General features: G+C 72.0%; 9 protein-coding genes. 5 read left to right on the plus strand and 4 right to left on the minus strand.

The features are described from left to right. The first annotated feature begins 182 nt into the window (after positions 1–182). The 3 genes from lepA to OG937_28780 all read left to right on the plus strand — a co-directional run bounded on the left by lepA (position 183) and on the right by OG937_28780 (position 4594). Positions 183–2048 (plus strand): translation elongation factor 4, encoded by a 1866-nt coding sequence (gene lepA, locus OG937_28770; protein WUD75397.1) that lies wholly within the window; start codon positions 183–185, stop codon positions 2046–2048. 188 nt (positions 2049–2236) lie between these two features. Further along, a complete protein-coding gene (locus OG937_28775; GenBank protein WUD75398.1) occupies positions 2237–2494 on the plus strand; it encodes a hypothetical protein in 258 nt (85 codons plus the stop codon). 222 nt (positions 2495–2716) lie between these two features. Beyond that, positions 2717–4594 (plus strand): AMP-dependent synthetase/ligase, encoded by a 1878-nt coding sequence (locus OG937_28780; protein WUD75399.1) that lies wholly within the window; start codon positions 2717–2719, stop codon positions 4592–4594. Between the two features lie 5 nt (positions 4595–4599). Here the strand turns inward: OG937_28780 and OG937_28785 are convergent, their stop codons facing one another. Further along, on the minus strand, positions 4600–5199 hold the full coding sequence (locus tag OG937_28785) for a response regulator (GenBank protein ID WUD75400.1): 600 nt from the start codon (positions 5197–5199) through the stop codon (positions 4600–4602). Then, on the minus strand, positions 5196–9266 hold the full coding sequence (locus OG937_28790; GenBank protein ID WUD78919.1) for a HAMP domain-containing protein: 4071 nt from the start codon (positions 9264–9266) through the stop codon (positions 5196–5198). Before OG937_28790 ends, OG937_28785 begins: the two co-directional genes overlap by 4 nt. Before the next feature lie 239 nt (positions 9267–9505). On the opposite strand from OG937_28790, the gene OG937_28795 reads away from it, so the two are divergent. Together OG937_28795 and hemW are read left to right on the plus strand one after the other, a co-directional pair. Continuing rightward, the gene (locus tag OG937_28795; protein ID WUD75401.1) at positions 9506–11356 is read left to right on the plus strand and encodes a SpoIIE family protein phosphatase; all 1851 of its coding nucleotides are present in this window, start codon (positions 9506–9508) and stop codon (positions 11354–11356) included. A 680-nt stretch (positions 11357–12036) separates the two neighbouring features. Next, the gene (gene hemW / locus OG937_28800; GenBank protein ID WUD75402.1) at positions 12037–13269 is read left to right on the plus strand and encodes a radical SAM family heme chaperone HemW; all 1233 of its coding nucleotides are present in this window, start codon (positions 12037–12039) and stop codon (positions 13267–13269) included. A gap of 1 nt (position 13270) precedes the next feature. On the opposite strand, the gene OG937_28805 is transcribed toward hemW, so the two are convergent. Both OG937_28805 and OG937_28810 read right to left on the minus strand, forming a co-directional pair. Next, entirely contained in the window at positions 13271–14098 is an 828-nt protein-coding gene (locus OG937_28805; protein ID WUD75403.1) for a DUF3097 domain-containing protein, read from the minus strand. A 30-nt stretch (positions 14099–14128) separates the two neighbouring features. Beyond that, the gene (locus OG937_28810; protein WUD75404.1) at positions 14129–14863 is read right to left on the minus strand and encodes an MBL fold metallo-hydrolase; all 735 of its coding nucleotides are present in this window, start codon (positions 14861–14863) and stop codon (positions 14129–14131) included. Positions 14864–15048 lie beyond the last annotated feature (185 nt).

The raw sequence follows: 15048 nt of genomic DNA on the forward strand, positions 1-15048 counted from the left end.
CGAGGCGCGACTGCCCAGGCTAGCAGTCGGCCGCCGCGCCGCCCAAACCGGTGGCCCGTGGCGGGTCCCGCGGCGCCTCCCGCACCGCCCGGCACGGCCGTGGGCCCCGGCCATGGGACTATGGGAGCCATACGTATCGATCCGACCAGAGGCGACAGGCGCCTCAAGAGACAGGACCCTGCGTGCCCGCGACCCCTTCGAACGTGCCGGAGCCGAGCCGTACCGACCCGGCACTGATCCGCAATTTCTGCATCATCGCGCACATCGACCACGGCAAGTCGACCCTTGCCGACCGGATGCTCCAGCTGACCGGTGTGGTGGATCAGCGGCAGATGCGTGCCCAATACCTCGACCGCATGGACATCGAGCGCGAGCGCGGCATCACGATCAAGTCCCAGGCGGTCCGGCTGCCCTGGGCGCCCACCGAGGGCGCCGGTCAGGGGAAGACCCACATCCTGAACATGATCGACACCCCGGGGCACGTGGACTTCACCTACGAGGTCTCCCGGTCGCTCGCGGCCTGCGAGGGCACGGTCCTGCTGGTCGACGCCGCGCAGGGCATCGAGGCGCAGACGCTGGCCAACCTGTACCTGGCGATGGAGAACGACCTCACCATCGTCCCGGTGCTGAACAAGATCGACCTGCCGGCCGCGCAGCCCGAGAAGTTCTCCGAGGAGCTGGCCAACCTCATCGGCTGCGACCCCTCCGACGTGCTGCGGGTCTCCGCCAAGACCGGACTCGGCGTCGAGGCCCTGCTGGACCGCGTCGTGGAGACCGTCCCGGCCCCGGTCGGCGTCGCCGACGCGCCCGCCCGCGCGATGATCTTCGACTCCGTGTACGACTCCTACCGCGGCGTCGTCACCTACGTCCGGGTCGTCGACGGGCAGCTCAGCAAGCGCGAGCGCATCAGGATGATGTCCACCGGCGCGACCCACGAGCTGCTGGAGATCGGCACCAACTCGCCCGAGATGCTGTCGGCCGACGGCCTCGGCGTCGGCGAGGTGGGCTACCTGATCACGGGTGTGAAGGACGTCCGCCAGTCCAAGGTGGGTGACACGATCACCCAGCAGTCCAAGGGCGCCACCGAGGCACTGGGCGGCTACAAGGACCCCAAGCCCATGGTGTTCTCCGGCCTGTACCCGCTGGACGGCTCCGACTACCCGGAGCTGCGCGACGCGCTGGACAAGCTGCAGCTCAACGACGCCGCGCTGGTCTACGAGCCGGAGACCTCCGCGGCCCTCGGCTTCGGTTTCCGCGTGGGCTTCCTCGGCCTGCTGCACCTCGACGTGATCCGCGAGCGGCTGGAGCGCGAGTTCGGGCTCGACCTGATCGCCACCGCGCCCAACGTGGTCTACCGGGTGGTGATGGAGGACGGCGCCGAACACGTCGTCACCAACCCCAGCGAGTTCCCCGAGGGCAAGATCGCCGAGGTGTACGAGCCGGTGGTGCGGGCCACGATCCTGGCGCCCACGGAGTTCATCGGCGCGATCATGGAGCTCTGCCAGACCCGGCGCGGCTCGCTGCTCGGCATGGACTACCTCTCCGAGGACCGGGTGGAGATCCGCTACACCCTCCCGCTCGCCGAGATCGTCTTCGACTTCTTCGACCAGCTGAAGTCCAAGACCCGCGGCTACGCCTCGCTGGACTACGAGCCCACCGGCGAGCAGACCTCCAGCCTGGTCAAGGTCGACATCCTGCTGCACGGCGACAAGGTGGACGCCTTCTCGGCGATCACCCACAAGGACGCGGCGTACGCGTACGGGGTGCGCCTGGTCGCCAAGCTGCGCGAGCTCATCCCGCGGCAGGCCTTCGAGGTGCCCATCCAGGCCGCCATCGGCTCCCGGGTCATCGCCCGCGAGACCATCCGCGCCATCCGCAAGGACGTCCTCGCCAAGTGCTACGGCGGTGACATCTCCCGTAAGCGGAAGCTGCTGGAGAAGCAGAAGGAGGGCAAGAAGCGGATGAAGATGGTCGGTTCCGTGGAGGTGCCGCAGGAGGCCTTCATCGCGGTGCTCTCCAGCGACGAGGGCGCGGCCAAGAAGAAGTAGCCGGCGCGGTCCGACGCACCGCACAGGAAGGGCGCTTGTCCGATGACCGGGCAGGCGCCCTTTCGTATGAGCGGACCGGCATTCGGGTGATTGGCAAAAACCCCGGGCCGCGCGGTTTCTGCCGGGGATCGAGGACGTTACTCATCGTGACAGCGGCGAAAGGCGTCGCTGCGGAAGGGGAATGTGAAGTGAAGTACTCGAAGGCCGCGGCCGTCGTCGCCGGTTCCGTGATCGCGCTGGGCGCCGCCGGTGCCGCCGCGTCCCCCGCCTTCGCCGGGGAGGCCCTCCCGCTCGGCAACGGGCCGATGAAGATCCTGGACGCCAAGGACGAGGTCGCCAAGACCGGTCTGAAGGCGGTCACGGGCAAGACGAACGAGCTGCTCGGCGGTGCCGGCAAGACGGGGGGCACCAAGGGCATGATCGGCGGTCTGCCCATCGGCGGCTGAGCGCCGCACGTCCCGCGGTGCCGCCGACGGGTGGCCGGAAGGCGGGCTCCCCGGATTCCGGGCGGGCCCGCCGTTATGTGTACGTACCATGTATCTGGTCGTCACGGTTGTATCGCGGTGGCCGCGGCCCCTTACCAAGCGGGCGCCGATTCCCTACTCTGATCACCACTCGTTAGTTACTCACGAGTCACCCAGCAAAGAGGCGGGCCCCCGGAGGTTGTCGTGACCGACACGCAGACTTTGATCGAGAACCGGCCGCCCTCCGTGGCGAACCTGTTCCTGGAGCGCGTCGAGGCGACGCCCGATGCCGAGGCGTACCGCTTCCCGGTGCCGTCGGCCGGCGGCGGTCCGGAGACATGGAGGTCGCTCACCTGGAAGCAGGCCGCGGACCGGGTCCATGCCATCGCCGCGGGCCTGATGGACCTGGGGGTGCGCCCCGAGGAGCGGGTGGCCATCGCCTCCGCCACCCGGGTCGAGTGGATCCTGGCCGACCTCGGCGTGCTCTGCGCCGGTGCGGCGACCACCACCGTCTACCCGAGCACCAACGCCGACGAGACGGCCTTCATCCTGGCCGACTCCGGCAGCCGGGTGCTGATCGCCGAGAACGCCGTGCAGCTGGCCAAGGCCGTCGAGCGCCGCGCCGAGCTGCCCGAACTGGCCCACGTCGTGGTCGTGGACGCCGAGGGCGCCGACCTCGGGGAGGACGGGTGGGCGCTCTCGCTGGCCCAGCTGGAGCAGCGCGGCAAGGTCTACCTGGAGAAGAACCCCGAGGCCGTCCGCAAGACCGTGGGCGACATCACCAAGGACCAGCTGGCCACCCTCATCTACACCTCCGGCACGACCGGCCGCCCCAAGGGTGTGCGGCTGCCGCACGACTGCTGGGCGTACATGGCCCGCGCGATCCAGGCGAACGGCCTGCTGGAGGCGGAGGACGTCCAGTACCTCTGGCTGCCGCTGGCGCACGTCTTCGGCAAGGTACTCACCGCCGGGCACATCACCATTGGCCACGTGACCGCGGTCGACGGCCGCGTCGACAAGATCATCGAGAACCTGCCGGTCGTGCAGCCCACCTACATGGCCGCCGTCCCGCGCATCTTCGAGAAGGTCTACAACGGTGTCGCCGCCAAGGCCCGCGCGGGCGGCGCGGCGAAGTACCGGATCTTCAAGTGGGCCGCCGAGGTCGCCCGCGAGTACGCCAAGGTCACCCAGGACAACCGCCGCCGCACCGGCAACGCCGGCGCCCCCTTCGGGCTCTCCGCCAAGCACGCCGTCGCCGACCGCCTGGTGTACGCCAAGCTCCGCGACGCCTTCGGCGGCAAGCTGCGCGCCTGTGTCTCCGGCTCCGCCGCCCTCTCCCCGGAGATCGGCTACTTTTTCTCCGGCGCCGGCATCCACATCCTGGAGGGCTACGGCCTGACCGAGTCCAGCGCCGCCAGCTTCGTCAACCCCGGCGAGGCCTACCGGACCGGTACCGTCGGCAAGCCGCTGCCCGGCACCGAGGTCCGCATCGCGGAGGACGGCGAGATCCTGCTGCGCGGCCCCGGCATCATGCAGGGCTACCACGGGCTGCCCGAGAAGACGGCCGAAGTGCTGGAGTCGGACGGCTGGTTCCACACCGGTGACATCGGGGAGCTCTCCGCGGACGGCTACCTCACCATCACCGACCGCAAGAAGGACATCATCAAGAACTCCAACGGCAAGTACATCGCGCCGGCCGCGGTCGAGGGCCAGTTCAAGGCCGCCTGTCCGTTCATCAGCAACGTCCTGGTGATCGGCGCCGACCGCAACTTCTGCACCGCCCTGTTCGCCCTCGACGAGCCCACGATCCTCGGCTGGGCGAAGGAGAACGGCCTGGAGGGCAAGCCCTACGCGGAGGTCGTCGGCTCCGAGCAGGTGCGGGTCCTGATGGACGGCTACGTGCAGCGGGTCAACGCGGACCTGCAGCGCTGGCAGCAGATCAAGACCTTCCGCGTGCTGCCGCGCGACCTGGACGTCGAGCACGGTGACCTCACGCCGAGCCTGAAGCTCAAGCGGCCGGTCGTGGAGCGCGAGTTCAAGGACCTGATCGAGGACATGTACGCCGGCACGCGGGAGGACTGAGCGTCTCAGTCACCCACCCGGGGGCCCGGCAGGTCCACGTCGCGCAGCGCGTGTTCCAGCCGGGCCACGCGGTGGGCGAGCGCGGTGACGTCCGGACGGCCGTCGGCGGCGAGTTGCCGCTCGACGGCCGCGAGGCGCTGCTCGATCGCCTCCAGCCGGTCCCGGTCGCGCTCCAGAAGGCCCCGCAACTGGCGGGTCTTGTGGTGCAGTTCGAGGAAGACGGTGACCTTGGCCCGCAGCACCCAGGGGTCGAAGGGCTTGGTGAGGTAGTCCGCCGCGCCGGTGGCGTAGCCGCGGAAGGCGAAGGTGGTGTCCAGGTCGTTCCCGGTCAGGAAGATGATCGGGATGTCCTTGGTCTGGTCGAGGCGCTTGATGTTCGCGGCGGTCTCGAAGCCGTCCATGCCCGGCATCAGGACGTCGAGCAGCACCACCGCGAACTCCTGGCGCAGCAGCGCCTTCATCGCCTCCTCCCCGGAACGGGCGCGCACCAGCGGCTGGTCGAGCGTGCCGAGGATGGCCTCCAGGGCGATCAGGTTGTCCTCCATGTCGTCGACGAGGAGGATGCCGGCCTTCCCCGTGACCGTGCCGGTGCCGCCCGGGGTCACGAGGTGGGCCTCGCGGGGCCGTCGGAGTCGTCGTGGCCGCCGGGGCAGGACCGTTCGGCGTCCCGGCCCGCGTCGGGGTCGAGCAGCAGGTGCGCCGCGTGCAGCAGCCGGTCCACGTCCACCGGTTTGGGCACGTAGTCGTTGGCGCCGCAGGCGATCGAGCGCTCCCGGTCGCCCGGCATCGCCTTCGCCGTGAGGGCGATGATCGGCAGCTCGGCGAAGCGCGGGGTGCGGCGGATGGCCTCGATCGTCTCGTACCCGTCCATCTCGGGCATCATGATGTCCATCAGCACGAGGGCGACGTCGGGGTTCCGCTCCAGGGTCTCGATGCCCTCGCGGCCGTTCTCCGCGTACAGGACGGGCATCCCGATCCGGCCCAGGACGTGGGTGAGGGCGAAGACGTTGCGGATGTCGTCGTCGACGATGAGCACGCGGTTGCCGGCCAGGACCCGGCCGGTGCGGCCGTCCCGCCACTCGTCGATCCGGTTCGAGGTGGGCCAGGTGTCCCCCGGCGCGACCGGGCCGGACGTCCGGCGCTCGGCGTCGTACGCCGCGGCCACGGGCACCGGGCCGCCCCCGGCCTCCGCTCCGCCGCCCGCGGGGCCGTGCTGCGGCTCGGGCTCGCCGGGGCCGCCGTGGCCCGCGTACATCGCCGGGACGTACAGCGTGAAGGTGCTGCCCCGGCCGGGCTCGCTCTCGGCGACGATGCGGCCGCCGAGCAGCCCGGCGATCTCCCGGCTGATGGACAGGCCCAGCCCGGTGCCGCCGTACTTGCGGTTGGTGGTGCCGTCGGCCTGCTGGAAGGCCTCGAAGATCACCGGGAGTTTCTCGCCGGGGATGCCGATGCCGGTGTCCCGTACGGCGAAGGCGATCAGGTCGTCGGCGTCCTCGCAGCGCGACACCCGCAGTTCCACCCGGCCCTGGGAGGTGAACTTGATCGCGTTGGAGAGCAGGTTGCGCAGCACCTGCTGCAGCCGCTGCTCGTCCGAGAACATCTCGCGGGGCACGTCCTCGCCCACGGCGACGTCGAAGGTGAGCCCGCGGTCGAGGGTGACCGGGCGGAAGGTGGCGTGCACGTAGTCCAGCAGCTTGATCAGCGGCAGCTTCTTGGGACGGACGTCCATGCGGCCCGCCTCGATCTTCGACAGGTCCAGGATGTCGTTGATCAGCTGCAGCAGGTCCGAGCCGGAGCGGTGGATCGTGGTGGCGAAGTGCACCTCCTGCTCCGACAGATGACCGTCCGGGTTGTCCGCGAGCAGCCGGGCCAGGATCAGCAGCGAGTTGAGCGGAGTGCGCAGTTCGTGCGACATGTTGGCCAGGAACTCCGACTTGTACTGCGAGGAGGTGGCCAGCAGGGCCGCCTTCTCCTCCAGCTCGGCGTTGGAGCGCTGCAGCTCGGCCTGCTGCCGCTGGAGTTCGTCCGACCTCTCCTGCAACTGCTGGGCGAGCCGCTGGGACTCCGACAGCAGCGACTCCGTGCGGGAGTTGGCGATGATGGTGTTGATCGCCACGCCGATGGTGCTGACGAACTGGTCGAAGAAGGCCAGGTGGACGTCGGAGAAGCGGGAGAAGGAAGCCAGTTCGATGACGCCGAGCAGTTCGTCCTCGAAGAGGATGGGGATGATCACGACGCTGGTCGGAGCCGCCTCGCCGAGACCCGAGGTGATGGTGATGTAGTCGGGTGGCGCCTCCTCCACGAGGATGCGTTTCTTCTCCAGCGCCGCCTGCCGCACCAGCCCGTGTCCGGGCATGCCGGGGGTGTCCACCGTGGCGCCCTGCGCCGAGCCGTACCCGGCGATGAAGGCCAGCCCGCGCGGGGCCCGCGGCTGGGCGGTGCCGCTCCGGCCGGCGTCGGTCTGGGCCAGGAAGAACGCCCCGTACTGGGCGTTCACCAGCGGGGTCAGCTCGCGCAGGATGAGGTCCGCGACCTCCATCAGGTCGCGGTGGCCCTGCATCAGGCCGGCCAGGCGGGCCAGGTTGGACTCCAGCCAGTCCTTGGCGCGGGTGGTCTCGCGGAGGTTGGCCACCATCAGGTTGACGTTGTTCTTCAGCTCGGCGACCTCGCCCTGCGCCTCGACCGCGATGCTGCGCGACATGTCGCCCTGGGCGACCGCGGAGGCCACCTCGGCGATGGCCCGCACCTGGGTGGTCAGGTTGGACGCCAGCTCGTTCACACCCGTCGTCAGGCGCTTCCACGTGCCGTATACGCCCTCCACTCGGGCCTGGCCGCCCAGCTGGCCCTCGCTGCCGACCTCACGGGCGACCCGGGTCACCTCGGAGGAGAAGGACGACAGCGTGTCCACCATCGTGTTGATGGTCGTCTTCAGCTCCAGGATCTCGCCGCGCGCGTCCACGTCGATCTTCTTCGACAGGTCGCCCTGGGCGACGGCGGTGGCGACCTGGGCGATGTTCCTGACCTGGGAGGTCAGGTTGTCGGCCATGAAGTTGACGTTGTCGGTGAGGTCCTTCCAGACGCCGGAGACGCCGCGGACCTGGGCGCGGCCGCCGAGCCGGCCCTCGGTGCCGACCTCGCGCGCGACCCGGGTCACCTCGTCCGCGAAGCCGCGGAGCTGGTCGACCATCGTGTTGATGGTGTCCTTGAGCTCCAGGATCTCGCCGCGGGCGTCGACCGTGATCTTCTTCGACAGGTCGCCGTTCGCCACCGACGTGGTCACCTGGGCGATGTTGCGGACCTGCGAGGTGAGGTTGGACGCCATGAAGTTGACGTTGTCGGTGAGGTCCTTCCAGACGCCGGAGACGCCGCGGACCTGGGCCTGACCGCCGAGGTTGCCCTCGGTGCCGACCTCGCGCGCGACCCGGGTCACCTCGTCGGCGAAGGCGGAGAGCTGGTCGACCATCGTGTTGATGGTCGACTTGAGCTCCAGGATCTCGCCCTTGGCCTCCACGGTGATGGTCTTGCCGAGGTCGCCCTGGGCGACGGCGGTGGCGACCTGGGCGATGTTCCTGACCTGGGAGGTCAGGTTGTCGGCCATGAAGTTGACGTTGTCGGTGAGGTCCTTCCAGACGCCCGAGACGCCACGGACCTGGGCGCGGCCGCCCAGCTGGCCCTCGGTGCCGACCTCGCGGGCGACCCGGGTCACCTCGTCGGCGAAGGCGGAGAGCTGCCCCACCATCGTGTTGATCGTCGACTTCAGCTGCAGGATCTCGCCCTGCGCGTCGACCGTGATCTTCTGCGAGAGGTCGCCGTTGGCGACCGCCGTGGTCACCTGGGCGATGTTGCGGACCTGCGAGGTGAGGTTGGACGCCATGAAGTTGACGTTGTCGGTGAGGTCCTTCCAGACGCCGAAGACGCCGCGGACCTGGGCGCGGCCGCCGAGCCGGCCCTCGGTGCCGACCTCGCGGGCGACCCGGGTCACCTCGTCGGCGAAGGCGGAGAGCTGGTCCACCATCGTGTTGACGGTGAGCTTGAGTTCCAGCAGCTCACCGGTCGCCTCGACCGTCACCTCGCGGGTCAGGTCGCCCCGCGCCACCGCCGTCGTCACCAGCGCGATGTCGCGGACCTGGGCGGTCAGCCGGGCGGCCATCGTGTTGACCGCCTCGGTCACGTCCCGCCAACTGCCCGAGAGCCCGCGCACCTTGGCCCGGCCGCCGAGTCGGCCCTCGGTGCCGACCTCGCGGGCGACCCGGGTCACCTCACCGGTGAACAGCGACAGCTGGTCCACCATGCGGTTGACCGCCCGGCCGAGCCTGCGCAGGTCCCCGCGGAGCGGCCGGCTGCCGTCGTGCAGGTCCACCCGCTGCGTCAAGTCGCCGTCCGCCACGGCGTCCAGCACCCGGGTGGCGTTCGCCGCCGGGATGACCAGCGCGTCGATCAGGGAGTTCGCCGCCTGCACGCTCATCGCCCAGGATCCCTGGCCCGGGCTGTCCGCGAGCCGCTCGTCCAGCCTGCCCCGACGTACGACCTCCCGCTTGACCCGGCCCAGTTCGGCGGAGAAGTGCTGCTCCCGCGCGACGATCCGGTTGAACGTTCCGGCGAGTTCGGCCAGCACCCCTTCGGCACCGTCACCCAGCCGCACCCGGAAGTCGCCGTCGCACAGGGAGCGCATCGCCGTGAGCAGCGGCCGCAGTTCCGCCGCGCGTATCCACTCACCGTCCGGCGGCGGGTCGACGACACGCGGACGCGCAGGAGTCGCGGTTTTCGGGGCGGGAACAGCCGATTTAAGAGCCATGACGGCCTTCTTCGGTGACTCGGCGCTTATGAGCGCGCTCAGTCTGTCACGCTGTGCGTGCCGTTAAGGGCGCAATGCCGGATCTGCTCGGGAGCCGCACAGTGGGGCCAGATTCCATGCCACGGGAGTTCGTTTCCCGTACCAGCCTGCCCGGCAACCAGCTGGCGGCCTCCGCGGCACGGAAGTTCGTCCGCGCCGCGCTGGCCGAGTGGACCACGGAGGAGCCCTGGCCGGCCGAGAGCATCGGTGACCACCTCGTGGACGACGCGGTGCTGCTCGTGAGCGAACTCGTCACGAACGCGGTCATCCACGCCGGTACCACGGTCGAGCTGCTCTGCCGGCTGGAGAGCGCGGCACCCGGCGCACGCGAGGACGGCGGCCTCGTCGTCGAGGTCTCCGACCACCACCCCGCCCGGGTCGTCCGCGACCGGGCCGAACTCGCCCGCGAGGGCCGCGACGGCGGGCGCGGCCTGCAGCTCGTCTCCGCGCTCTCCGAGGAGTGGGGCATCACCTACCGGCGCGACCTCAAGACCATCTGGTGCCGGCTGACCGCCGCCCGCGAACCCGGGGAGACGCTGCCGCCGGCGCCCGAGGCCGAGCGCGCCCTGCTGCGCGGACTGCGCGCCACCGAGATCCTCGCACCCACGGCGCACCGCCTCCCGCGGCGGCACGACAGCGAGTGGATCAGCCGCGGTTCGCTCTCCTTCCTCGCCGAGGCCTCCGACCTGCTCGCCGGGCAGCTCGACGAGGACATGGTCGCCTCCCTCGCCGGGCAGCTGCTGGTGCCCCGGCTCGCCGACTGGTGCGCCGTCTGGCTCTCCGGGGACGGTCCCGAGGGCTCCGAGCCGCGCCTGGCGCGCGTCTGGCACGCGGCGGAGGGCCGCATCGACGGGCTCCGCATGGTGCTGGAGAAGGAACCGCCGCCGCCCGGCTCCCGCCCCGGCGCCGTGCCCTGGCCGTGGCCCGCCGTCGCCCACGGCACGGAAGCGGTCGGCGCGGCACTCGCCTGCCCCCTGGTCACCGGCGGCCGCTGGCACGGCACGCTGCTCCTCGGGCGCACGGGGCTGATGCGCTTCCCCGACGAGGTCATCGGCCTCATCGAGGACTTCGCGCGCCGTGTCGCGCTCGCGGTGGGCACCGCCCGCCAGTACACGCGGCAGGCCATGATCAGCCGGGTCCTGCAGCGCGGCCTGCTGCCCGCGGGGCTCGGCGCGGTGCCGGGCGTCGACACGGCCGTCGTCTACGAGCCCACGCGTGCCGACGTCGTCGGCGGTGACTTCTACGACCTCTTCCCCGCGGGCGGCGGCCGCTGGTGCTTCGCCCTCGGCGACGTCCAGGGCAACGGCCCCGAGGCCGCCGCGGTCACCGGCCTCGCCCGGCCCGTCATGCGGCTCCTCGCGCGCGAGGGGTACGGCGTGGCGGAGGTCCTCGACCGGCTCAACCGCGCCCTGTCGGACGAGGCCGCGGCCGCCACGCTCGGCGACGCGCTCGGGCCGGGGTGGGACGCGGGGCCGCGCTTCCTGTCCCTGCTGTACGGGGAGATCGTCCCGGAGGGGGCGGGGGAGGGCGCGGCGGGTGGCGGTGCGGGTGGTGGTGCGGGTGGTGGTGCCTTGTGCACTTTGGCCAGCGCCGGGCACCCCCTTCCGCTGCTCCTCACGGGAGGCGGCGCGGTACGGCCCGCGGCGGTGCCGCAGATACTGCTCGGGATCACGGACGACGCGCGGTACCGCAGCGAATCGTTCCGGCTGGCCCCCGGGGACACGCTGCTGTGCGTCACGGACGGGGTGACGGAGCGGCGCAACGGGAGCCGTCAGTTCGACGACGACGACGGGCTCGCGGCCGTGCTCGCGGCGTGCACCGGACTGGGGGCGGCGGGGGTGGCGGAGCGGGTCCGGCGGGCGGTGCACGAGTACGACGTGGCGCCGCCGGATGACGATCTCGCGGTGCTTGTGCTTCAGGCCCAGTGAGGGTGCGGTCGCTGTGTGCGGGGGGTTGTGGTTGCGGCCGGTGGTTGTGTGCGGGTGCGTTGCGTCTGCGGGCGGCTGCGCCGGGCTGCCCGGTGGTTGTGTGCGGGTTGTTTGCGCCTGCGGCGGGCATCCCCCGCCCGCCCTCCCTCCCCCAGCCTTCGGCCGGGGGGACCCCCATCCGGCGCGGTCAGTGCGGGCCTGCGCATCGTGTGCCTGGGTCGGTGCCGCGCCGGCGCACTCCCCCAGCCTTCGGCCGGGGGGACCCCCACAGCGCTCGCGGTTTACCCCGACATCGTTCGGCGCCCGGGTCCGCCGCTCGTCGCTTCCGGGCGCACCCCGCCACACCCCCTCCCGCTGTCGAGGCGCACGACGGCCGGTGGGGGGTGAGTAAGGCACTTGCGGTGACCCCGGACCGCTTTCTTCCGGCCGTCAGCCGCCCACACGACCGAAGGGGGTGTGGCGGGGTGCGCCCATGGGGGTCCCCCCGGCCGAAGGCTGGGGGCGTACCCCCGGCGCGGCACCGACTCAGGCACACGGTGCGCAGGCCCGCACCAATCGCGCCGGGCAATCGGGAGGGCGGCGGGGAAACCGCCCGCCGCAGGCGCACACAACCGCCGGCGGCGAGGGGCACCCCGGCCATCCGGCGAAGCGCCCGCGGGGGATGGCGGACAATGGGACGCATGCCATCCGTACTGCCCGACGGGGAGCCCATGCCTGAGGACGGCGCGCTCCCGCCGACCGCCCTGCGCGGCGCGGAGTCCCGCCCGCTGGGGTTCTACCTGCACGTCCCGTACTGCGCGACCCGCTGCGGCTACTGCGACTTCAACACCTACACCGCCGCCGAGCTGCGCGGCACCGGCGGCGTGCTCGCCTCCCGGGAGAACTACGCGGACACCCTGGTCGACGAGATCCGGCTGGCCCGCAAGGTGCTGGGCGACGACCCCCGCCGCGTGGAGACCGTGTTCGTGGGCGGCGGGACCCCCACCCTGTTGCCGGCCGCGGACCTGGCCCGGATGCTGGGGGCCATCCGTGACGAGTTCGGCCTGGCGGAGGGGGCGGAGGTCACGACGGAGGCGAACCCGGAGTCCGTGGACCCGGCGTACCTGGAGGAGCTGCGGGCCGGGGGGTACACACGGGTCTCGTTCGGGATGCAGAGCGCCCGGCCGCACGTGCTGCAGGTGCTGGACCGGCGGCACACGCCCGGCCGCCCGGAGCAGTGCGTGGCGGAGGCGCGGGCGGCGGGGTTCGAGCACGTCAACCTGGACCTGATCTACGGCACGCCCGGGGAGTCGGACGACGACTGGCGGGCGTCGCTGGACGCCGCGATCGGCGCGGGGCCGGACCACGTGTCGGCGTACGCGCTCATCGTGGAGGAGGGCACGCAGCTGGCGCGCAGGATCCGGCGCGGCGAGGTGCCGATGACGGACGACGACGTGCACGCGGACCGCTACCTGATCGCGGAGGAGCGCCTGGCGGCGGCCGGCTACGGCTGGTACGAGGTGTCGAACTGGGCGACCTCGGACGCGGCCCGGTGCCGCCACAACGAGCTCTACTGGACCGGCGCGGACTGGTGGGGCGCCGGGCCGGGTGCGCACAGCCACGTGGGCGGGGTGCGGTGGTGGAACGTGAAGCACCCGGCGGCGTACGCGGCGGCGCTCGCGGAGGGCCGCAGTCCCGGGGCGGGCCGTGAGGTGCTGGCGGCGGAGGACCGCCGCGTGGAGCGGATCCTGCTGGAGCTGAGGCTGTCCGACGGCTGCCCGCTCGACCTGCTGGCCCCGGCGGGTGCCGAGGCCGCGGAGCTCGCCGTAAGGGACGGCCTTCTGGAGACCGGTCCTTACCGCGAGGGCCGTGCCGTCCTCACCCTGCGCGGTCGCCTGCTCGCCGACGCCGTCGTCAGGGACCTGGTCGACTGACTCAGCCCGGGGCCGTGACGAAGTCGATCAGCTCCTCCACGCGGCCCAGCAGTTCCGGCTGCAGGTCCCGGTAGGAGTGGACGGCGCCCAGGATGCGCTGCCAGGCGGCGCCGGTGTTCTCCGGCCAGCCCAGGGCGCGGCACACGCCGGTCTTCCAGTCCTGGCCGCGGGGGACGGCCGGCCAGGCGGGGATGCCGACGGAGGAGGGCTTCACGGCCTCCCAGACGTCGATGTAGGGGTGGCCGGCGACCAGGACGTGCTCGCCGGTGACCTCCGCGGCGATGCGGGACTCCTTGCTGCCCGGGACGAGGTGGTCCACGAGGACGCCGAGGCGCGCGTCCGGGCCGGGCGCGAAGGAGGCGACGATGGCCGGGAGGTCGTCGACGCCGTCCAGGTACTCGACGACGACGCCCTCGACGCGCAGGTCGTCGCCCCAGACGCGTTCGACCAGTTCCGCGTCGTGGCGGCCCTCGACGTAGATCCGGCCGGCGCGGGCGACCCGGGCGCGGGCGCCGGGGAGGGCGAGGGAGCCGGAGGCGGTCAGCCGGGGGCCGGCCGCGGGGGCGGCGGAGGGGCGTACGAGGGTGACCACGCGGCCCTCCAGGAGGAAGCCGCGGGGAGTCATCGGGAACACGCGGTGCTTGCCGAAGCGGTCCTCCAGGGTGACCGTGGGGCCCTCGGCGGTCTTCTCGCAGCGGACGACCGCGCCGCAGTAGCCGGTGGACACCTCCTCCACCACCAGGTCCCGCTCGGCCGCGACCTCGGGCGCGGGCGTGGCGGGACGTTTCCACGGCGGGGTGAGGTCGGGGTCGTAGTTGCGGCTGCGCATGCCAGGGATCGTATCCGCGCGGCGCACCGCTCAAGCGGATCCGAACCGGGCGGCGAGCGCGTCCCGTTGGGCGCGGACGAAGCGGGCGTCGACGACGGCGCCGTGGCCCGGCACGTACAGCGCGGTCTCGCCGCCCAGCCGCAGCAGCCGGTCCAGGGTCGCGGGCCAGGAGTGCGGGGCGGCGTCGGGCCCGGCCTGGGGCTCGCCGGACTCCTCGACGAGGTCCCCGCAGAAGACCACGGCCGGCGTGCCCGGCACGACCACCACCAGGTCGTGCGTGGTGTGGCCCTCACCCGGGTGGACCAGCAGGACCTGGCGGTCACCGCCGAGGTCGAGCTCGTAGGAGCCGTCCACGAGGTGGCCGGGGCGGACGAGGGCGTCCGCGGCCCGTGCGGACTCGGCCTCGCCGGCGCCGTGCTTGACCGCGTCCAGGCCCAGCGAGAAGCGCTCGCGGTCGAGGTAGGCGTCGAGGGCCATCTCCCCGAAGACCTGGACGCCCTCGAAGGCGGCGGCGCCGAAGACGTGGTCGAAGTGGCCGTGGGTGAATGCGATGTGCGTCACGTCCCGTCCGGTCAGTTCGCGTACCTCCCGGCGCAGTCCGGCGCCCTCGGGGACCGAGGAACCCGTGTCGATCAGCAGCACGCCCTCGTCGCCGACGACGACTCCGACGGTCACGTCGAGGAAGGACAGCCGCCGCCGCGCCACCCCCGGTGCGAGCTGCTCCCAGCCGCCGGGGGAGTCCGGTGCGGTCGGTGTGGTCTCCACAACGCGACGGTATCCCCGCGGGACGCCTCGCGCCCGCTACGGTGGCCGGTCAAGGACGCCCCGGGCCGGACCTGTGGACGGCCCTTGCCGAGGTCTTGCCACCCCGCCGTACACTGACTTGGGGAAAACTGGCACTCAGGGAAGAGGAGTGCCAGGCCACGGGGGCGACACGACCCGCACGGTGA

This window comes from Streptomyces sp. NBC_00510, assembly GCA_036013505.1.
In the GTDB taxonomy this organism is placed as follows: Bacteria; Actinomycetota; Actinomycetes; order Streptomycetales; family Streptomycetaceae; genus Actinacidiphila.

Coding starts and splice junctions, on each gene's coding strand:
- OG937_28790 (WUD78919.1), bottom strand. CDS start 9,266: ATGCGCTCCCTGTGCGACGGCGACTTCCGGGTGCGGCTGGGTGACGGT.
- OG937_28795 (WUD75401.1), top strand. CDS start 9,506: ATGCCACGGGAGTTCGTTTCCCGTACCAGCCTGCCCGGCAACCAGCTG.
- hemW (WUD75402.1), top strand. CDS start 12,037: ATGCCATCCGTACTGCCCGACGGGGAGCCCATGCCTGAGGACGGCGCG.
- OG937_28805 (WUD75403.1), bottom strand. CDS start 14,098: ATGCGCAGCCGCAACTACGACCCCGACCTCACCCCGCCGTGGAAACGT.